General features: G+C 55.4%; 14 protein-coding genes, 1 tRNA gene and 1 pseudogene. 6 read left to right on the forward strand and 10 right to left on the reverse strand.

What is annotated here, in order from left to right; genetic code table 11:
- Nucleotides 1–73: 73 nt before the first annotated feature.
- The 6 genes from H1S06_RS07425 to H1S06_RS07450 form a co-directional block, all read right to left on the reverse strand.
- Nucleotides 74–1375: a TolC family outer membrane protein gene (locus H1S06_RS07425; protein ID WP_220183809.1), complete on the reverse strand. Its 1302-nt coding sequence runs from the start codon at nucleotides 1373–1375 to the stop codon at nucleotides 74–76.
- Between the two features lie 22 nt (nucleotides 1376–1397).
- Nucleotides 1398–4454, reverse strand: coding sequence for an efflux RND transporter permease subunit (locus tag H1S06_RS07430; protein ID WP_181738775.1), 3057 nt, complete (start codon nucleotides 4452–4454; stop codon nucleotides 1398–1400).
- Nucleotides 4451–5503 carry an efflux RND transporter periplasmic adaptor subunit gene (locus H1S06_RS07435; protein WP_181738777.1) on the reverse strand — a complete coding sequence of 351 codons (1053 nt, stop codon included), beginning with the start codon at nucleotides 5501–5503 and terminating at the stop codon, nucleotides 4451–4453. Before H1S06_RS07435 ends, H1S06_RS07430 begins: the two co-directional genes overlap by 4 nt.
- A gap of 23 nt (nucleotides 5504–5526) precedes the next feature.
- Nucleotides 5527–6132 (reverse strand): TetR/AcrR family transcriptional regulator, encoded by a 606-nt coding sequence (locus H1S06_RS07440; protein ID WP_181738779.1) that lies wholly within the window; start codon nucleotides 6130–6132, stop codon nucleotides 5527–5529.
- Between the two features lie 85 nt (nucleotides 6133–6217).
- The gene (locus H1S06_RS07445) at nucleotides 6218–7384 is read right to left on the reverse strand and encodes a GGDEF domain-containing protein (protein ID WP_181738781.1); all 1167 of its coding nucleotides are present in this window, start codon (nucleotides 7382–7384) and stop codon (nucleotides 6218–6220) included.
- 58 nt (nucleotides 7385–7442) lie between these two features.
- Nucleotides 7443–8630 carry a pyridoxal phosphate-dependent aminotransferase gene (locus tag H1S06_RS07450; protein WP_181738783.1) on the reverse strand — a complete coding sequence of 396 codons (1188 nt, stop codon included), beginning with the start codon at nucleotides 8628–8630 and terminating at the stop codon, nucleotides 7443–7445.
- Between the two features lie 198 nt (nucleotides 8631–8828).
- Here H1S06_RS07450 and uvrB point away from each other — a divergent pair, with 198 nt between their 5' ends.
- From uvrB to H1S06_RS07475, 5 genes are all read left to right on the forward strand, one after another.
- The gene (uvrB, locus tag H1S06_RS07455) at nucleotides 8829–10841 is read left to right on the forward strand and encodes an excinuclease ABC subunit UvrB (protein ID WP_181738785.1); all 2013 of its coding nucleotides are present in this window, start codon (nucleotides 8829–8831) and stop codon (nucleotides 10839–10841) included.
- A 36-nt stretch (nucleotides 10842–10877) separates the two neighbouring features.
- A complete protein-coding gene (locus H1S06_RS07460; RefSeq protein ID WP_181738787.1) occupies nucleotides 10878–11615 on the forward strand; it encodes a sulfite exporter TauE/SafE family protein in 738 nt (245 codons plus the stop codon).
- Between the two features lie 33 nt (nucleotides 11616–11648).
- Entirely contained in the window at nucleotides 11649–12788 is a 1140-nt protein-coding gene (locus H1S06_RS07465) for a substrate-binding domain-containing protein (RefSeq protein ID WP_181738789.1), read from the forward strand.
- Nucleotides 12742–14502, forward strand: a complete 1761-nt coding sequence (locus H1S06_RS07470; RefSeq protein ID WP_181738791.1) for a sensor histidine kinase — start codon at nucleotides 12742–12744, stop codon at nucleotides 14500–14502. Before H1S06_RS07465 ends, H1S06_RS07470 begins: the two co-directional genes overlap by 47 nt.
- A 360-nt stretch (nucleotides 14503–14862) precedes the next feature.
- The gene (locus H1S06_RS07475) at nucleotides 14863–15360 is read left to right on the forward strand and encodes a hypothetical protein (protein ID WP_181738793.1); all 498 of its coding nucleotides are present in this window, start codon (nucleotides 14863–14865) and stop codon (nucleotides 15358–15360) included.
- A gap of 114 nt (nucleotides 15361–15474) precedes the next feature.
- On the opposite strand, the pseudogene H1S06_RS07480 reads toward H1S06_RS07475, so the two are convergent.
- Together H1S06_RS07480 and H1S06_RS07485 are read right to left on the reverse strand one after the other, a co-directional pair.
- Nucleotides 15475–15816, reverse strand: a pseudogene (locus H1S06_RS07480) (transposase); the annotation flags it as partial.
- 301 nt (nucleotides 15817–16117) lie between these two features.
- A tRNA-Val gene (locus tag H1S06_RS07485) sits at nucleotides 16118–16194 on the reverse strand.
- 226 nt (nucleotides 16195–16420) lie between these two features.
- Between H1S06_RS07485 and H1S06_RS15720 the strand changes: the two genes are divergently transcribed.
- Complete coding sequence (locus H1S06_RS15720) at nucleotides 16421–16975, forward strand: Spy/CpxP family protein refolding chaperone (RefSeq protein WP_220183801.1); 555 nt, start codon at nucleotides 16421–16423, stop codon at nucleotides 16973–16975.
- 125 nt (nucleotides 16976–17100) lie between these two features.
- On the opposite strand, the gene H1S06_RS07495 is transcribed toward H1S06_RS15720, so the two are convergent.
- Together H1S06_RS07495 and H1S06_RS07500 are read right to left on the reverse strand one after the other, a co-directional pair.
- Nucleotides 17101–18441 carry a DUF1329 domain-containing protein gene (locus H1S06_RS07495; RefSeq protein ID WP_181738800.1) on the reverse strand — a complete coding sequence of 447 codons (1341 nt, stop codon included), beginning with the start codon at nucleotides 18439–18441 and terminating at the stop codon, nucleotides 17101–17103.
- 22 nt (nucleotides 18442–18463) lie between these two features.
- On the reverse strand, nucleotides 18464–20404 hold the full coding sequence (locus tag H1S06_RS07500; protein WP_220183802.1) for a DUF1302 domain-containing protein: 1941 nt from the start codon (nucleotides 20402–20404) through the stop codon (nucleotides 18464–18466).
- Nucleotides 20405–20448: the final 44 nt, after the last annotated feature.

A 20448-nucleotide genomic window follows, 5' to 3' on the forward strand; every position in this document is an offset into this window, starting at 1 on the left:
GAAGGGGGGTTGATCATCATAGATGCTCATCGGCACAGGCTAAGGTCAGCCTTAGCCTGTGCCGTCAAAAGACTCAGGAGGCTGCGGTCGACTGCAGCCACTCATCCAGTGCCAGCAGGTCATCCGGGTTCAGAGTACCCAGCTGCAATTTGAAGCGGAACAGGGTCGAGACGTGGTTGAAGCGTGCGTTGGCGTAGTCCAGGCGCGCCTGGTAAAGCGCCTGTTCGGCTTGGAGGACGTCGACCACATTACGTGTACCCACATTGAACCCTTCTTCAGTTGCACGCAGCGCCGTCTCGCGCGACTTGATGCTTTGCAGGCGGGCCTTCACGCTCTGTACGCTGGTCTGCAGATCACGCAGCAGGGAGCGGGTTTGTTCGGTGACGCTGCGGTACTGGTCTTCACGTTGATACTGTGCCGCATAAAGTCCCTGTTCGGCTTCACGCACCTTGGAACTGGTTGCGCCACCGGTAAAGATCGGGACGTTAAGGGTCAGTGCTACCTGGCTGGATTCATCCCAAGGCTCCTGCCTGAACTCGGACTCACTGTACCCGTAGGCGGCTTCCAGGTTGACCTTGGGGTGGTGGCCCGAGCGTGCAATCTGACTGTCACGACGTCGAGTCTCCACGCCAAGCTCACTGAGCTTGAGGGCCAGGTTGCCATCACGTGCCTTTTCCAGCCAGGCGCTGGGCTCGGCGGGGGAGAGGGCTTCGATCGGATAGTCGGCGCGCAGGGGATCAACCTGGTCCAGCGGCTGGCCGGCCAGCCGCTCCAATGCTTCGTAGCTGTTGGCCAGAGCGCCTTCTGCATCGATGCGCTGGACCACGGCATTGTCAAAAGAAGCCTGTGCTTCCTGTACGTCGGTAATGGCAATCAGACCAACATCAAACTGTGCATTGACCTGATCCAGACGGCGCTGCAGAGCGCGTTCCTGAGCTTGTGCAGTATCCAGAGAACTCATGGCACGCAGGACGCCCAGGTAGGCATCAACGGTGCGCTGGATCAACTGTTGCTGGGCCAGGTCGAACTGCAGCTTGGCCTGCTCGCTGATGGTTTTGCTTTTCTGGAAGGTAAACCATTTGGTGGTATCAAAGACCGGCTGAACCAGTGATACCTGCCAGGCGCGGTCACCGGCTTCCTGGTCCAGTGCGCTGCTGTGCGACTGTGTGTAGCTGCCACCGGCTTGAATCTGGGGCATCAGTCCTGCCCGGCCTTGGGGGACGGCCTCCTGGCCTGCCATATAGGAAGCTTCCGCTGCTTTCAGTTGTGGGTCGTTGTCCAGTGCCAGCTGGTAGAGATCTGCCAGTGCACCTGCCTGAGCTGTCGAGCAAGCCAAGGTGCCGGCAGCCAGCAGAGGGATCAATCGTTTTTTCATCTGTTTCACGTGCGTGCTTCCTTTATCGATGTGCAGGATCAGGCTCGACCTGACGGAAGTTGCGTTTACCGAAATAACTATAGACTGTTGGAATGACAAACAGGGTCAGCAAGGTGCCCAGGAGCATGCCGCCCACGATAACCCAGCCAATTTGCTGTCGGGATTCGGCGCCAGCACCAAACGCGATGGCCAAGGGTAGAGCGCCGAGAACGGTGGCTCCGGTGGTCATCAGAATGGGGCGCAGGCGCAGTGCTGCAGCCTCTACAATTGCGTCACCCAATGCGGTGCCACGGTCCTGTAGCTGGTTGGCAAACTCAATAATCAAAATGCCGTGCTTGGTCACCAGGCCGACCAGTGTAATCAGGCCGATCTGGCTGTAGATGCTCAGTGAGCCGCCGCTGTAGTAGAGCGCCATGAGGGCGCCTGCCAGCGCCGGGGGAACCGACAGCATGATGATCAGTGGGTTTTTAAAACTCTCGAACTGCGCCGACAGCACCAGGAAGATGAAAATCAGTGCGAGACCGAATGTCATCTGCAGGGTGTTGCTGGATTCCTTGAACTCGCGTGACTGACCAGCATAGTCGTAGAGTGCATCCGGGGCGACTTCCTGGAGGCTTTCTTCCATGAAGCTCAGTGCTTCGCCCAGGCTGTAGCCGGGGGCGAGCATCGCCTGGATTTTCACGGCCTTGAGCTTGTCAAAATGGTTCAGCTCTTTGGCCGTAATGCTCTCCTCAATGCTGACCAGATTGGCCAGCTGGATCATTTCGCCCTGGTTGCCGCGCACGTAGGCGTTGCTGAGATCTCCGGGGATCTGGCGGAAACGGTCCTCGATTTTCAGGATGACATCGTACTGTTCACCCTGCTGCTTATAGCGTGTCAACTCGCGGCCTGCCATGAAAGTTTCAAGGGTGCGGCCAATGGTATTAACGTCAATGCCGACGCTGGACACCTTGTCGCGGTTGAGCGTGACCAACAGTTCAGGCTTGTTCAGTTTCAGGTCTGTATCCGGCTGTGCAAGCCCCGGATTTTCAGCCATTTTGGCCAGCATTTTATCGGTTATGATTGCCAGCTGGTCGTAGTCGGCCGTTGTCTTGACGATAAACTCGACCGGGCGCGAGATGATACTCTGTCCCAATGAGGGCGGGTTCATGGCAAAGCTCATATTACCTGTAACACCACCGTACAGCTGTGGTGTCAGGCTGTCGGTAATCGACTGTTGCTTGCGTGTGCGATCATCCCAGTCTTGCAGACGAAGGAAGGTAAGCGAGTTGGTTTCGCTGGGGAAGCCGACGACTCCGAAGTAATACATGCCTTCCGGCACTTGGCCAACGATGTTTTCCACTTGCCGGGCGTAGCGATCGACATATCCGACCGATGAGCCTTCCGGTGAAATGGAAAAGGTCATGATGGTGCCGCGGTCTTCGGTCGGGGCCAGTTCCTGCGGCAGTTGCTGATAGAAGTACACCGCTCCGATGGCACTGGTGCCCAGCAGAATGATTGCCAGCAGGCGGGAGCGCAGGACCCTGGCCAGCAGGCGCTGGTAAATGGCACTGATCCCGTTGAGCCAGCTTTCGATCAGGTTGAAAACGGCACTGTGGCGTTTCTCATGATGCAGCAGTCTGGAACTGAGCATCGGCGAAAGTGAAAGAGCGATAAAAGTCGATACCACCACCGAGCCTGCCAACGTAAGGGCGAACTCGGTAAACAGCTTGCCGGTGCGCCCGGTAGAAAAGGCGACAGGGACGAATACGGCCACCAGTGTTGCAGTGGTGGCAATCACAGCAAAGCCGATTTCTCGCGCGCCTTTGAATGCGGCCTGAATCGGGTCCAGTCCGGCTTCTACGTGGCGATAGATATTCTCCAGCATAACGATGGCATCATCCACCACCAGGCCAATGGCAAGCACCAGGGCCAGCAGGGTCAGCGTGTTGATGGAAAAATCCATCAACATCATCATTGCGAAGGCACCGATCAACGATAGCGGGATGGTCAGCACCGGAATGAGCGTAGCCTTGAGGTTGCGCAGGAAGAAAAAGATAACCAGAACAACCAGAATGCCGGCTTGCCAGAGTGTCGTGAATACGGAGTCGATCGATTCTTCGATAAACAGAGAGGAGTCATACCCTATCTGTGCTTCCATGCCCGGTGGCAGGTTCTGTTCAATTTGGACGAGCATTTCGCGTATGCCTGCCGAAACGTCCAAGGGGTTGGCCGTGGACTGCTTCACTACCCCTAGAGCAACGGCGTTATTGCCATTGAAACGCGCGGTATTGCGCTCGGCAGCAGGGGCAACTTCGACACGGGCAACATCAATTACGCGTACCGGGTAACCGTTGTCGTTGCGGATGATGATCTGCTCAAACTCGGGAGCGGTATTCAGATCGGTCTGGGCGAGGACAGTAAATTCGCGCTCGCGACTTTCAATGCGTCCGGCCGGGATTTCGACGTTCTGTGACCGCAAAGCGGCTTCGATATCCTGAGGCACGACATTGTGGGCCGCCATTTTTTGGGGGTCCAGCCAGATGCGCATGGCGTAGCGGCGCTCACCAACAATCATCACGCTGGCGACGCCGGGAACAGTCTGCAGCGGGTCCTTGACTCGGTTTTCCGCGTAATCGGTGACCTCCATGGTGGTATGGCTGTCGGACGAAAGCGCGATCCACATGATCGGCTGGGCATCGGCTTCGGATTTGGCGACCACCGGTTCCTCGATATCATCCGGCAGCTTGCCACGCACACGCCCGACACGGTCACGGACTTCGCTGGCGGCGTCATCGGGATCTCGCTCGAGGCGGAAGGTGACCGATATCTGGCTTTTTTCAGAGCGGCTGATCGAGCTTATAAAGTCGATGCCTTCGATGCCGGAGAGCGAGTCTTCAATGATCTTGGTGACCTGCGACTCAATGATCGAGGCGCTGGCACCGGGATAGACCGTTTCTACGGAAACGACCGGGACATCAATTTTGGGGTATTCACGGACGCTCAGGCGGTCGTAGGCGATCAGGCCGACCAGCAGGATGAGAATGCTCATCACGCTGGCCAACACCGGGCGTTTAATGCTGATATCGGACAGGATCATGCGCCGTTACCCTCGGGTGCGACCGGTTGAGGGAAGATGGGTGTTACGGGCATACCGGGATGCAATTTCATGTGACCGGCCGTTACGACAACGGCACCGGGTTCCAGGCCGGACAGAATTTGTACTTCGCCGTAGCGGCGGCTGCCGGTGGTGACAGGCACCAGTTCGACCTGGTTGCTTTCCGTAACCTGCATGATCAGCGTTTGCGCACCCTGCAGAATCAGAGCCTGTTCGGGTACGATCAGAGCCTGATCATTACGCTCAGTGGTAATGCTGACGCGGGCAAAAAGACCGGGGCGGAGCAGGCCCTCGGTATTGGGTACTCGTGCCCGCACACTGATATTGTGGCTATTGGGGTTGGCACTGGGTGAAATGGCATAGATGTTGCCCTGCACCTGTTGGCCGCCCAAAGCATCGATATTGAGGGTGATGGCCTGACCATTGCTCAGCCGTTGCAGGTCGCGTTCGGGGACGCTGAACTCCACTTTCAGGGTGGACATGTCGGTGAGTTCGACCAGATCCTGGCCGATGGCCACAAAATCGCCGGGGCTGACCAGACGCAGACCGGCAGTGCCGGAGAAAGGCGCACGTATGGTCATTTTTTCCAAGCGGGTACGGGCCAGTGCAACCTCGGCTTCATCCACGCGCAACTGGGCCATTTTGGCATCATGATCGGTACGTGAGCCGACGCGTTTTTCCAGCAGGCTGGCGGCGCGTTCATATTCCAGTTTGCTCAGGCGCGCGCGCGCCTGAGCCTGGGCCAAAGCGGCGTCGTACAGGGCACTGTCAAGCTTGAACAGAGGGCTGTTGGCGTTGATCTGTTCACCTTCGGTAAACAGAATTTCGCTGATGCGGCCACTCTGTTCAGGACGGATCATGACGGTTTCGTTGGCTTGAAGTACGCCGATGGCGGTCAGGGAATGTTCCAGTGTTGAAGGTTGAACGCGAACGACCTCAGCGGGCAGCCCGGCGGCTTGGCTGTCTTCAGCCAGCACTGTTTGGCTAGCGAGCAGTCCGGCCAGGCAGATAATGAGAATTCCTTTTTTCATGTCGGGCTCTTAAAGTTGTATTTCTAGTGGCTATTGGGTGGCAGCAGGTGCTGCCAGAGCATATCGATGGCTTGGTACAGTGGGGCACGGTCGTTTTCAACTTTCATGCGTAACAGTGCGCCCTGCCAGTAATCCCAGATCAGCTGTGCCAGCTGGTCTGCCGTAAGATCAGTACGGACGCTGCCTTCCGCCTGGCAGACTCGCATGTCATCCCGGATGGAGTCCAGGATGCGGTTGATGGCCTGACGGATAGCGGCGCGGAAATTGTCCGAGGCGAGTGCCATTTCGCCAGACAAATTGGCCAGCAGACAGCCTACGCGCTCGTGGGTTATGTCGAGATCTTCGACCAATCGCTCCATCATGACTCTCAATTTCTGGGAGTGCAAACCTTCAAGAGTGGCATATTCTTCCTGCCAATGGTCAAACTCGAGCGCCTGGTAATGTGCAATTACTTCAATGGCGAATGCTTCCTTGCCACCAAAGTAGTTGTAGAAAGACCCGCGTGACACGGTGCAGGCTTCAAGAATCATGCTCAGGCTGGTGCCGTGGTAACCATGCAGCTGGAACAGGGAATTTCCGATATCCAGTAGAGATTCGCGGCTGTGGGTAGGCGGTCTGCCTCTGCTCATTAAATTGAACCGATCATTCTAGAAAGCGGCTATTTTGCCTGATTGGAACGATCGGTTCAATATTAAATTGGCGTGGTGTGAGACCTTAATTCTGTGCCTTGGTTTGTTGCAGGCGGCTGTTGGTCAGCAACATGAGTTCATCACTGTTGCCGTGCACTTCGCTCATCAGGGCAAGGCCCGCGCTGGCATGGAAGGGCAACTTCAGTTGTTCAGCCATGCTGCGGTTGATTTGGTCCAGACGCTTTGCCAGAGGTGGGGGCTGTTTGCCGACCGGAATCAACAGGACGAACTCGTCACCGCCAAAGCGAAAGATCTGATCGTTGGGGCGGCAGATCTGCTGCAGTTTGGCAGCAAAGGTGCACAGGATGCGGTCGCCTTCCTGTTGCCCCAGTTCGTGATTGATCTGAGAGAGACCGTCGATATCAATCAGTGCCAGCAGGTAGTCGTGCTCGGGATGCTGTTTTTCGCTGCGGATCAGCGCATGGTCAAGTGCGTCACGCTGAAGCAGGTGGGTCAGTGGATCGGTGCTGAAAGTCTGGGGCTCTTCGTCGGCCGGTTTGGGCGGAAGCCAGGCTCCGACCAGGTCGGCGCTGAGTTGTAACAGGTGGATACTGTCAGCGAGGCTGGTTTGGGGCTCGGTGTCCCACAAGGCCAGATGGCCAACAATGGTGCCTTCTGCATCCTGTACGGATTGGCCCAGCCAGATGCCCTTTTCGGGCAGGAGAGGATCGGTTGTGGTCTGATTCCATTCCTGTACCTGGGGGGTACTGGTATGACCTGCGTAGAGTGGGGCGGCCAGGCTGGCACTCAGTTCAAGTGTCCGGGGTGAATGTTGTGCCTGGTTGTGCCAGTGACCGACCAGGGCAATCTGTTCTGTATTGAGGCGGGTGCAGGCGGCGGATGAATTCCAGCCCAGCAATTCGCACAGGATTTTGGGTAAAGCGAAAAACGGGTTTGCGCCTTGTTGCAGCTGCGGGATCAGTGCCTGCATCAACTGGCGTTGCTGTTGGGCGGCACGATGTCCACTGGCGATCACCAGAGTATGGTCGCCGGCGATCAGGCGCTCAAACAGGGTGCCGGCGCAGATCAGAATGCCGGCGGATTCGTCCTGCCCCCAGTGTTCGACCTGATGACGATCGTCCTTGGGCAGGGCATCAAAAGCCGGATTGGTCCATTGCACGCTGTTTTCTTTCAACAGCAGAGCAGGGGCTGAGGTGTTTGAGAGGAGTTGGGTCAGGGCACGGGTTTTCATGGCTGGACTGTCTGTAGCGGAAAGAAAACGCCCCGGTCGGACCGGGGCGTATGGGGGGTTACTTTTCCAGAGCTGCCTTGATTCGCTCGATGGCGGCTTCCAGTACGCTCAGGCTGGTAGCGAACGAGAGTCGCATGTTGCCGGGAGCGCCGAAGGCTGAGCCGGGCACCAGTGCGACTCCTGCTTCCTGCAACAGGAATTCGGCCAGAGCGATATCGTCTTCGAATTCGGGGCGAGATTCGATGACCTGATGGAAGCTGGGGAACGCATAGAAGGTACCGTCCGCTTCGATGCAGTTCACGCCTTCAATCTCGTTCAGTGACTTGACGACATAGTCATGGCGCTGTTTGAACGCGTTAACCATCATTTCGATGCAGTCCTGAGGGCCGTCCAGTGCAGCCTGAGCAGCAACCTGAGCAATGGAGTTCGGGTTGGAGGTGCTCTGAGACTGGATTTTCTTCATGGCCCCGATCAGCTTGGCCGGTCCTGCCGCGTAGCCGATACGCCAGCCGGTCATGGAATAGGCCTTGGAAACACCGTTCAGTACGATGGTGCGCTCATACAGTTCCGGGCAGGCATTCAGAATGTTAACGAACGGCTGCCCGGTGAATAGGATGTGCTCGTACATGTCATCGGTTGCGACCAGAACGTTCGGGTACTTTTTCAGAACCTCGCCCAGCGCTTTCAGCTCTTCCAGCGTGTAGGCCACGCCTGACGGGTTGGAGGGGCTGTTCAGTACCACCAGACGTGTCTTGTCGGTGATGGCGGCGTCCAGCTGCTCAGGCGTAATTTTGAAACGCTGTTCCTGAGTAGTGGTGATGATAACCGGCTTGCCTTCGGCAACCAGTACCATGTCCGGGTAGGAGACCCAGTAGGGTGCCGGAATGACCACTTCATCCCCGGGGTTCAGCAGAGCCAGTGACAGATTGAAGAAGCTCTGTTTGCCGCCGCTGGAGACCAGAATCTGGTTGGCTTCGTAGGTGAAGCCGTTCTCGCGCTCGAATTTGGCGATAATCGCCTGCTTCAATGCAGGAGTACCATCGACGGCCGTGTATTTGGTGAAACCGTCCTGAATGGCCTTGGTAGCTGCGGCCTTGATGTGTTCGGGGGTGTCGAAATCGGGTTCGCCGGCACCCAGGCCGATAATGTCTTTACCTTCAGCACGCAGCACGGCAGCACGGTTGGTCACTGCCAGGGTGGGGGAAGGTTTGATGCTGTTAACGCGGTTGGAAAGCTGCACGTCCAAGCCTTGGTCCTCTCTATAAATCGGTGCAAGGTGTCCATCAATGCATATAGCCAAAAGAGCATACAGCATAAATGATCGGGTCTGAATGCCCTTATGTTAAAAAAGCGGCCGCAAGATGACAGATCCATTGGCGGAACAATTTATTGCGGGACTTCAGTCGGGGTATACTGGCCGGTCAGCGAGGCGAGTGGTGGAGTCATGAAACAGAGGTTCAAGGTACAGTCGGCTTTTGCTCCGGCAGGCGATCAGCCCAAGGCGATCGAAACGCTGGTCGATGGGCTGGAGTCGGGATTGTCGGCACAAACACTGTTGGGCGTAACGGGTTCGGGCAAAACCTTCACCATCGCAAACGTGGTGGCAGCGGTACAGCGGCCGACGATCATCATGGCGCACAACAAAACGCTGGCGGCCCAGTTGTACGGCGAGTTTCGCGAGTTTTTCCCCGATAACGCGGTGGAGTATTTCGTTTCCTACTACGATTACTACCAGCCTGAAGCCTATGTACCTGCGTCTGACACCTTCATTGAGAAGGACGCCTCGATCAACGACCACATCGAACAGATGCGACTCTCGGCAACCAAGGCGCTGCTGGAGCGCGATGACGCGATTATCGTGGCAACGGTATCAGCTATTTACGGTTTGGGTGATCCGCAATCCTACCTGTCCATGATGCTGCACCTGGATCGGGGCGATGTGATCGATCAGCGGGATCTGCTACGGCGTCTGGCCGAATTACAGTACACCCGTAATGATGTCGAGTTTCACCGTGGCACCTATCGGGTGCGGGGGGATGTGATTGATGTTTTTCCGGCGGAATCCGAAAAAGAAGCGATCCGTATCGAATTGTTCGGCGACGAGGTTGACCAGATTGCCTGGTTTGATCCCTTGACCGGTGAAGTGCTGCGCAAGGTGCCGCGTGCCACCATCTACCCGAAAACCCACTATGTCACGCCACGCGAAACATTGCTGGAGGCGACGGAACATATCAAGGACGAGTTGCAGCAGCGGCTCGAGCAGCTGCGTGACAATAACAAACTGGTGGAAGCTCAGCGCCTGGAACAGCGCACGCTGTATGACATCGAAATGATTCTTGAGTTGGGTTACTGCTCGGGAATCGAGAACTATTCACGCTATCTGTCCGGTCGGGATCCGGGGGCTGCGCCGCCGACCTTGTTTGACTACCTGCCGGATGAAGCCCTGCTGGTGATTGATGAATCCCACGTGACCGTGCCGCAGATCGGCGCCATGTACAAGGGCGACCGCTCCCGCAAGGAAACGCTGGTCGAATACGGCTTTCGTTTGCCTTCGGCGCTGGATAACCGGCCCATGAAATTCGATGAATGGGAGCGCATTGCACCGCAAATGATTTTTGTCTCGGCGACGCCGGGCAAGTATGAGGCGGCGCATGCACAGGCTGTTGCCGAGCAGGTAGTGCGTCCGACTGGGCTGGTTGACCCGGTGGTAGAAGTGCGGCCCGCCAGCACCCAGGTGGATGATCTGCTGGCTGAAATCAACCGGGTTGTAGTACGCAAGGAGCGAATTGTCGTTACGGTGTTGACGAAGCGAATGGCGGAGGACTTGACTGAATATCTGGCGGAACATGATGTGCGAGTGCGTTATTTGCACTCCGATATCGATACGGTGGAGCGGGTCGAGATCATTCGCGACCTCAGAATCGGCGAATTCGATGTGCTGGTCGGGATCAACCTGTTGCGTGAAGGTATCGACATGCCGGAGGTAGCGCTGGTTGCCATTTTGGACGCCGATAAGGAAGGGTTCCTGCGCTCGGATACGTCCATGATTCAGACTATTGGACGTGCAGCACGTAACGTCAACGGACGCGCCATTCTGTATGCTGACAGAATTACCGGCTCCATGCAGCGCGCCTTGACAGAAACCGAACGCCGACGCGAAAAACAGATGGCCTTTAATGTCGAGCATGGAATTACGCCGCAGGGAATTCGAAAATCGGTTGCCGATATCATGGAGGGGGCTCAGCAGGTGCCTGGTCGGAAAGGGCGGGGTGCGGTACGCAAAGTGGCTGAGCCGGAAGCGGATTATACCGTTGATGCAGCAGCGTTGAGCCCGGCAGAATTGACTCGGGCGATCAATCGATTGGAAGATCAAATGTATGAAGCGGCCAAGAATCTGGAGTTTGAAAAAGCCGCAGCCTATCGTGATGAGCTGGAACGGCTGAAACACAGTGGCTGATTCGCCGTTGCGAATCGACAGGAGTCGGGAGGGAGTATGCTGGAATGGATTGTACTGATAGCTGCCGGGTACCTGGCGGGGGTGCTGAACGCGATTGCCGGAGGAGGGTCTTTTCTGACCTTTCCGGTACTGGTGTGGACCGGCGTGCCGCCTATAACGGCTAATGCAACCAGTGCAGTAGCCGTATTACCAGGCTATTTAGGTGGTGCGGCGGGTTTCAAACGCGAATTGAGCGAAATGAGCCGGCGTCAGCATGTGCAGATGTCGGTAGTCGGGTTGGCTGGGGGGCTCTGTGGCGGGCTGCTGCTATTGGTAACGCCAGCCGAATTGTTTTCACAGGTCGTGCCGCTCTTGTTGCTGTTGGCGACGCTGATGTTTGCGTTTGGGCAGCGCCTGATGGGATTGATTCGAAAAAGTGACCACCCATTGCCATTGCTGCCGGGGTTGTTTGTCGTGGCGGTGTATGGAGGCTATTTTAATGGTGGGCTGGGTATCATGCTGTTGGCGATGTTTGCTGCCGCTGGCATGACCAGCATGTTGTTGATGAATGGCTTGAAAAACTGGATTTCGTTCGTGATTTCGCTGATTTCGGTCGTGGCGTTCGCCATCGCAGGTAAGGTGCTTTGGGTTGAAGCCGTGGTCATGATGTTGGCGGCGACTCTGGGCGGATATCAGGGCGCTGCATTGTCGCGGCTTTTGCCGACACTTTGGGTTAAGGCTTTTGTGGTATTTGTCGGCTTGGTGATGACGGCCATCTTCTTCATTCGCGCATAACGGACAGGGTTGAACAGGGAAAGGATTTTAAGGATGAAAAGCACGCAACAGAGAGGATGTCCGCAGGCGGGGAGTCTGGTGCATCAATTATTGCTTGCTGTCTTGCTGGTGACCAGTATGAGTACGGCAACTGCTGCCGGGCTCGGTGACTATTGGACTCTGGATGAGTATTACAACCGCCATGCCGAGCAGCGCCTCTGGCTGAACGAATTGGAAGAAGCTGTACGCGGCAACGCTGTGCCACTGGTGCGCGGCGTTCAGAAGCGGCCGGTTAAAATCGCTCAGGTGTATCCGGGAGTGCAGGCTTCCAGTTACTGGTCAGATAGTGAGCAGGCCATGGTGGGGCGGCTGGAAGAGTTGGGGATCGAATATCAGCTGGAAACGCGCTCGACCAGTCCCAATACTCAACTGGAAGCGCAGATCCGTCAAATTCGGGAATTGCTGGACTGGGAGCCGGATTATCTGATTTATACCCTGGATTCACCGCGCCAGAAACTGCTGGTTGAGCGTCTGATGCAGAATACGGACACGCGGCTGATTCTGCAAAATATCACGACGCCGTTGAAGGCCTGGGAGCAACGTCAGCCCTTTATGTACGTCGGCTTTGACCATATGGATGGCGGGCGTCTGCTGGCAGAGCATTTTGCCCGGCGCTTGCCGGATGCCAGCTACGGCGTACTGTTTCGCAGCAAAGGATTGGTCAGTCAGATGCGAGGGGCCGGGTTTGTAAATGCGGTGCCTGCCGCTCATCGTCTGCTGAGTGGCTATTACTCCGATTCCAGTCTGGATGGTGGGCGTGATGCCGCCTTGCGCATGCTTGCCGAGCACCCCGATCTGGATTACATCTATGCCTGTTCTACCGATGTGGCGCTAGGTGCTTTGGGTGCCCTGCAGCAATTAGAGCGCAACGATGTACTGGTAAATGGCTGGGGAGGCGGCCCCGAAGAGATTCAGCGGTTACGCTCGGGTGAGTTGCCGGTGGTCTTGATGCGTCTGAGTGACGAAGCCGGTATCGCCATTGCTGAGGGTATTGGGCGTGACCTGCTGGGGCTGCCGGTCCCTAAAGTATTTTCGGGGCGTTTTGTGGTTTTGGATGACAAGATGACAGCGGATGATATTCGACGGTATGAACTGGAAGCGCACCGATATTCCGGGAGAGCGGATGCCCAATAAACCACGATTCAAACTGCTGACGTTCCTGTTGGCACTGGCTTCGTCTCTGGTGTTTTTGACGGTTTTTGTAGGCAGTGCCTTTGTCGGCTCAAAACAGGTCATTGAGCAGCAGGCTGAAGGATATAGCCTGGCCTTGGCCGAACGCTATCTGCAGCGTTTCAATGAATATATCCGCCTGGTGGAAGAAGAGGCTCATGCCATCAGTGCCAGCGCAGAACGAGTTGAAGCATTGTATGCCGGTGATAATGACGGATTCAATGCCAGCCTGACACGTTGGGAAGAAGGGTATGAGAATATTCACTACGATTTTGTCGTGACGTCCCTGTTTGAGGATGAGCATTGTTCTCTGTCGCGCAGCTATGTCCCTGAGCTCAGTGCATTGCCTTGTGAGTCCCTGGTACGAGAAGGCAGTCGCTTTACCTCGCATGGTTGGCGTCAGGTGCAGGTTGATGGCGAATGGCTGGCGGTCTATTCCGAGCCACTGGATTTGAAAGACAGTGGCAAGATTGTAGGTCAGATACTGGTTGGCATTCGCCTGAAAAAAAACCGTTTCCTGTTGAATCAGCTGCTGCTACCTGCCGACGGGCTGGTTATGTTGGGCTTGTTCAGTGCTGATGAGCCTTTGGTCGAGATCAAGCGCAGCAGCGAGAACACGGCAGCCCTGCAAGACTCCAGAATCGCTTTTTCTGCCGGTGTAACACCACTGGGCGAGAATATACGTATCGGCCTCCGATCGACGGATGAGGCTCAGGTTCAGCTACAAGATGTGTTGATTGAAACACTGATCCACGGGTGCCTGTTGGCGCTGGGAGGCTCGCTGGTTATCGCTCTTTTGCTGTCGGGCGCGGTTGATCGACAGTTGCAGCAATTGATTACCTTCACCCGGTTGGCTAACCGGGATCGACATACGCGTTGGCCCGAAACCTATATCCAAGAGTTTAACCAGATCGGGGCAGAAGTGGTCAGCATTGTGAACTGCCTCAAGGCGCGAGAAGACGAGCTGGAAGAACTCAACCTGAAGCTGTCGCAAAACAATGCCGACAAGCGTCAGATATTACAGCACCTGATTCAGGCTCAGGAACGTGAGCGTTTGCGCCTGTCCAACGAATTGCATGATGACATGGCTCAGCTACTGGTGGCCGTCAAGATGAATCTTCAGCTGCACTACGAAGAGTTGAGAAAAGGTAAAGCCTCACCGGAAAATCTGGAGCAGGCGATAGAGTTGGTCAACTCCATTTATGACACCGTATATAACCGGATTCGTACCCTCAGGCCGTTCGAGCTGACCGATTTTGGTTTGGGTGTCAGTTTGACATCGCTGCCGGCCGTTAAGCTGCTCGAGCAATTGGACTACGCGGTCGAATTTGATATTGATCAGGAGCGTCCGTTGCACCGGGAGTTGATGTCGAACCTGTACAGAATCGCCCAGGAAACCCTGTCAAATGTCATTAAGCACGCGGGTGGGACCTACGTCCTGGTCAAATTGAAGGATGAGGCCAAGGGCCTTCGAATGATCATTGAAGATGATGGCGCAGGACTGGGTGATACCGCAGCCAGTCATACCGGTGGCTTTGGCCTGCTCGGTATTCGCGAGCGAGCGGAACACATGCACGCGGACTTAAAGATTACGTCCAAAGAGGGTGTGCGGATTGAGCTGTTTATCCCGGCGCAATATGCGTATGTATCGCCCCTCCCTGAGTCGCCCGGGTCATGACCGGCGGGTCATTAGCCCTCGTTTTTTGGGGCCTGGGGTGTCTCGGTTTTGGGCGGGACGAACAGTGGCCTGACGACTAAGCCTCATAGCCGCCTAACAAAGCTGCGAATAAGTCCACCCCATTTCCCCAAGAATACTTACCGCCAAAAGCCGATGATTTTGCTGGCGTAAAAGCCCCAGGCTCTATTACCATCTGCGCTACGATGAAGCACAAGGGTGCAGAAGGTCCACATTACGGCCTGCAATTCCTTAACACTCACTCTGGGATTAATCAGGAGTAGCACATCTATTCCAGGGTGCACCCAGTCAACCAGCGTTAGTAATCAACCCTTTTATTGAATGTTCTTCAGGGAAAGAAAGATGTCTTTGTTTAACTATCAGAATCGCTGCAACAAAACGGTTAATACTCTGCTTGCGGGATTACTTGCTTCTGTCTGCTCGGCCTCAGTACAGGCAGCCGCAATTGATGAAACCATGTTGTATGGCAATTGGGCATGCAGTCATGAAGAGAATGATGAAGGTACGCATATCTCAGCTATTTTTGATGTGTCGTATAACGCAAACGGCACTATTCGTAGCCTTGGCAACCTGAAAGTCACTGTGGGCGGCATGGTCGCTATGGCAAATCAGTATGATCTTCAGGGGGAATGGGAGATTAAGGACGGCTATCTCCTCGAAACCACAACTCACGTTCAGGGAACCAATCTTACCAACAACTCCAAGCTGGGAGCTGCAGAGTTGGCTGATATGTTTCCTGCCGATGATGCAGACCGTTCCTTGATTGTTGAGCTGAGCGATCAGAAACTAATCACTCAAGGTGAAGATGGTGTCAACTTTGAGTGTTCACGTAAACGCTGAAAATCCAGAGGGTTCTACCCCGTTTCCACGGCCAGCCTTGGATGTCATTCGTTGACATCAAGCGGGTTTCGATGCCCACGCGTAATATCCACTGGCCGATACCTTCAGTCATCAGCACATTGATCGTATCAGAAAATCATTGCGACAGTGTTGGATGGTCTGGTATCTCGGGATGACTTTTTGGCGAAGAACACAGCCGCTTCGCGCAAAAAATCGCGCTCCTCTATTGACCCGGGCCAGCTCCCGCTTCAGACGAGCCAATGCCTCATCTCTGGGGGAGCCGGATCCCTGGAAGGCCTTGTCGGTTGCCTCATAGGCTTCACGCCGCCAGCGGGGCAACACGTTTGGGGTCACACAGATTTTTAAGGCGATCTGACGACAGCTGACACCCGGTGGACGGGTAAAAGCAACAGACTCTCGCTTAAGCTCGGCGCTGTGTTTTCTGCGGTGGGTCATAAACACTTTTTTGGCACATTGTGCCTCTTTTCAGAAGTGTCCGCAGTAACAGGGTAGAACCCTCAGTTTCCAGTTCGCTTGTTATACCATTCCAATAGAGCGGAACCACACACGCTGTAATCAGGGAATAATCGCTTCCGTATTTATCTTTTCGCAAGACCTCCTGGTACACAGATCTCTAGTGACGGTACGAAGCCCTATAGTGCTGTTCCCCAAGCATTTCCCAAAAGCATGTTTTAAACGCACAAACAAAAGCAGCCACTCGGCTTAACCCGTAAGTGGCTGCTTTTGCTGTAGAATTTGGTAGGACTAACTGGATTCGAACCAGCGACCCCCACCATGTCAAGGTGGTGCTCTAACCAACTGAGCTATAGTCCTTCGATGTGCTGCGTATTATATAGATGGACTTTCGGCGCGCAAGTCTTTTTTGAAGTTTTTTCGTTCTTTTTCATGAGGATGCAACAACTGTACAGCTTATGATCAGATTTGAGCCCCAGGCAGGACCATGCTGCTGCTCCGGTTCGAGTTGCGCTACCTCCAGCTTCTGCCATGCTGAATGTGCTGATTTTATTTACGACTTACACGTGAGGTAATGATGATGAAAGTGTTCACACGATCCCTTGGTATGGTGTCGCTGGCTTTGGCACTGAGTTTGCCATCCGTTGCCAGTGCTGATCACCACATGCCGGTCCGTGGTGACATGCCCCACGGTCAGGGCATGATGCCGGGGTATGGCCCCATGATGGGCCATGGGATGGGCATGATGCCGGGGTATGGTTCCATGATGGGCTATGGTATGGGGATGATGCCAGGTAGTCCCATGATGGGTGGTATGGGGATGATGCCGTGTCCGATGGCGGGACAGGGTGGCTATGGTATACAGCTGGATGAGCAGCAGCAGATGAAGATGAAACAGCTGCATGAAATGTTCTGGCAACAGCACCAAGGGCAGATGCAGGAAATGTGGAAACACCACAACGAGTTGCAGAAGCTCATGATGGAGGATATACCTGATCGAGACAAGGTTCTGGATGCACACCGGAAGGTTCAGCAAGACCAGCATGAGATGCTGGAAGAGACGCTGAAGCTGCGGAAAGAAATGAATGCCGTGCTCACTGATGAGCAGCGTCAACAGATGAAGCAGATGATGCGTCAGTGATGTTGGCATTACAGGGGTAGTCTTTGGGGGTTGGAAAGCCTGCCCGGATATGACGGCTATCCGCCGGATTCCAAGTAATTTGCGAGCTACCGCCTGTCGGCTGGACGACAGGCGGCTACAGTCGGCTAACGCCCCAGACGACGGATCGCCTGTGGCGTGAAGTCGCTGTATTTGAAACGTTGGGTAAAGTCGAACCCTTGTCCTTCTTCGTTGGTCAGGCTGCCGACCAGGTACCGGCCTGACTGCAGGTCATACAGAGCTTCTGCGCTGTACCAGGGGACGAGCGCGTCCCGGTAGGGAAAGGCGTGTCCCTCGGCAACGCGCCAGAGCTGGTCCCGGGTGTCATAATGGTCGGCTATGGCAATCTGCCAGCTGTCTTCATCAATGTAGAACACGCGCTTGCCGTAAATGTGTCGTTCGTCGTCCTTCAGTGTTGCTTCGACGGTCCAGACACGGTGGAGCTCGTAACGGGTGTGTTCGGGATTAAGGTGGCCGGGCTGAAGAATATCATCGTACTTGAGGCTACGGTCAGCCAGTTTGAAACTGTTATAGGGAATATACAGCTCCTGTTTGCCGATCAGTTCCCAGTTGTATCGGTCCGGGGCGCCATTGAAGATATCCAGATTATCGGTTGTACGCTGCCCGTCAGAGGCGGTGCCGGGTGCATCATAGGCGATCTGAGGCGCCCGGCGTACTCGGCGCTGTCCCGCGTTGTAAGTCCAGGCTTGTCGGGGCTGTTCGACCTGATTCAGAGTCTCGTGGACGAGCAGAACTTCTCCGGTCAGACGGGCGGGGGCCTGAACCTGCTGTACGAAGTAAAGCAGTATGTTGTCCTTGTCGGTGCTGTCCTTGTCGGTCAGGTAGTCGGGCCAGCTGCTTTTTTCGTTGATGCGAATCGGCGTGAAACTACCGTTGCTTTGTACGGGTACTTGTACAAAAGTACGCTCGAGAGCACCGCCTCGATAGCGGGTTATATGGTTCCAGATTACCTCCAGACCGTTTTGTGGAATCGGGAATGCGATGGTTTCATTAAAGTTGTTGAGCCCGTTACCGTCGTTGGTCAGTTCGGTTTTCAGTGCATTATTGCGTGCCTTTTCATACACCGCGTCAGGGTAGGCTGCGGTGCGATGTGTCGGGTAAACCGGCATGCGGAAACTGTCGGGATAACGCTTGAACAGGGCGTGTTGCCCCGGGCTAAGTCGGTCAGCATATTGCTCGACATTCTCGGCTGTGATGATGAACAGAGGTTGCTCATCGGCAAAAGGGTTGGCGTAGCGCGCATCATCCCTGGCCAGTCCCCCGGTCCAGGCCGGAATGCTTCCTTCGGCATTGCCTTGTGCTTCGGCCCCGACGGGGGTTAACGACTGGCCCAGACGAGCGGCCTGGTCAGAGGGTACGGCAGCTTGAACGGCAAGGCTGACGGACAGGGAAAGCAGGCCGATCGTGGTTGGAAAGTATGTAGTCATTATTGTGTCTCCTCAACCTGAATCAGAAGGATACTGATGCACTGAGTGATAGGAAGTCTCGGTCTTCAATGGCGTTGTAGTCGCCACCAAAGAAGTTGGTGTAACCCAATTGCACACGGTACTGGTTCATGTAGTCGGCAGTCAGGGTCAGGCCAAGTGCTTTTTCATCTTCGCGGAAAGCCGCTCCCGGTTCCGGGCCGTTGCCGTAAACGCCGTGCCGGAAGCTGACTTCCGGTGATAGGCTGGCACCGGCAAAGGCATTGGGGTAGGTGAGTGATGCACGCAGGACATAGCCCAGAGAGTCCTGGGTTACGAAGCCTTCGTCATCGCCGGCAGCGTAGCCAAAGTTGCCGGCACGGCCATATTTCAGTGCGTTCACACCCTCGTCCAGGCCGTGCACGTGTGTCCAGCCCAGTTCGCCGATCAGTGCCATACGACTGGCGCCGAGGACTTGGCTGTGCATGCTGACCAAACTGGTCTGCATTTGAGTCACATCAAACAATCCGTAGCCCTGCACTTCGCCGCCGGGGCCTGCACCGGCAACCATCTGGTCGGCAGCAGTGTTACCGATTCCGCCGGTAAACTGAGTCAGAATTGCACCAACCAGCAGGGGGCCGTTGACCTGTACGGGTACATCACGTTTATGGGATATCTCACCGGACCAGGCCAGGTCACCGACGTTGGTGTTGAAGCTCAGGCCGATCATGTCGATCTCTTCCGGATAGGATATATAGTAACGGCTTTGGAATACGCCAGCGGTTCCGGCCTGAGTGGCGGCGGCTTGTCCGGCTGTCGCCGCTGCTGCCAGTTCACCGGGGGTTGGAGCCATGGGATTGGCAGCATGATTGACGATGTACTGTGTAGCGGCCTGTTGTCCGATCATCTTCAGCTCGGTCAATGACATTGGGGTATTCACGCCGCTGGTGACGGGCAGGCGGCTGTGGTAGCGCGCAAAATAAAAGCCGAATTCGGTGCTGTTCAGTTCTTCGGCGAAGTAGCGCAGCGCGAGACCAAACTGGCCGTCATCGTCCGCTTCTCGACGGCCGTCGGGATGTCGGTAGACGACCGGGTCAAAACCCAGCGCCTGGCCGGTAAAAGCGGTGTTGAAATACTGCTGGTCGGTCAGTGGCAAGGGAATACGGATGCCGACGCAGCCTTCGGCGGCAAAGTCATTGGTAGAAAAGTAAGTGCCGCAGCCATCAATGGCAGTAGGCTCCCACTGGAACTGGTAAAAGCCTTCCAGACTCAGGTTTTCGTTCAGGCCCAGCGAGGCGAATAGCTGATTGGTTGGCAACAAAGCATCGCGAACTTCGGCTCCGGGACGTCGTACGGCACTGACATCGATGGGGTTGATGCTGTTAATGCCTCCCTGAATGAATGCGCTTTCACCCCAGTTCACGACTTGGCGGCCAAGGCGTACATCCATCGGGTGCTGCCCGTCGCCGCCCAAATCGAAATTGCCATAGAGGTAGGCGTCCAGCAGTTCCGCACCGGAAAACTGCGCATAATCATTGAATCCGTCATCGTTGAGTTTACTGCCGGGTTGATAGCCGTTGGGTGCGTGTCCGTGTGGGCGACCTTCGTTTTCCAGCTCGAAATCAAACCAGTATTTGCCACGCGCAAAGAAGCCGACGTTGTCATACCGCAGATCAAGCTCATGCAGCCCTTTGAAAACCTTAGAGAATGTTTTGCCGCGTTCGAAGTTCTGATTGCCGTCATCGTAGCTTCCTGAACCCGCGCTGGTACCGCCATTGGGCCTTGAAATCAGGGCCGGGTCGGGATTTTCCAGACGCCAGCTGGCACCGAAGGAAAGCTGGGAATCAAAGCGTCCCTCGACTTCACCCAGGTTGAATTGGATTGCATGGGCAGCCGGCGCCGCGGTCACCAGCAAGGCAAGAACCGGGGGGCGTATTCCGGGTACCTGCCCGAGATTGCGCAAGAAAGTGCCGTTTTTTATTTCCATTTCGTTCACCGAGACGTTTTTATTTTTATCCTGATTCGGTCACT

This window comes from Marinobacterium marinum, assembly GCF_013868415.1.
Classification (GTDB): Bacteria; Pseudomonadota; Gammaproteobacteria; order Pseudomonadales; family Balneatricaceae; genus Marinobacterium; species Marinobacterium marinum.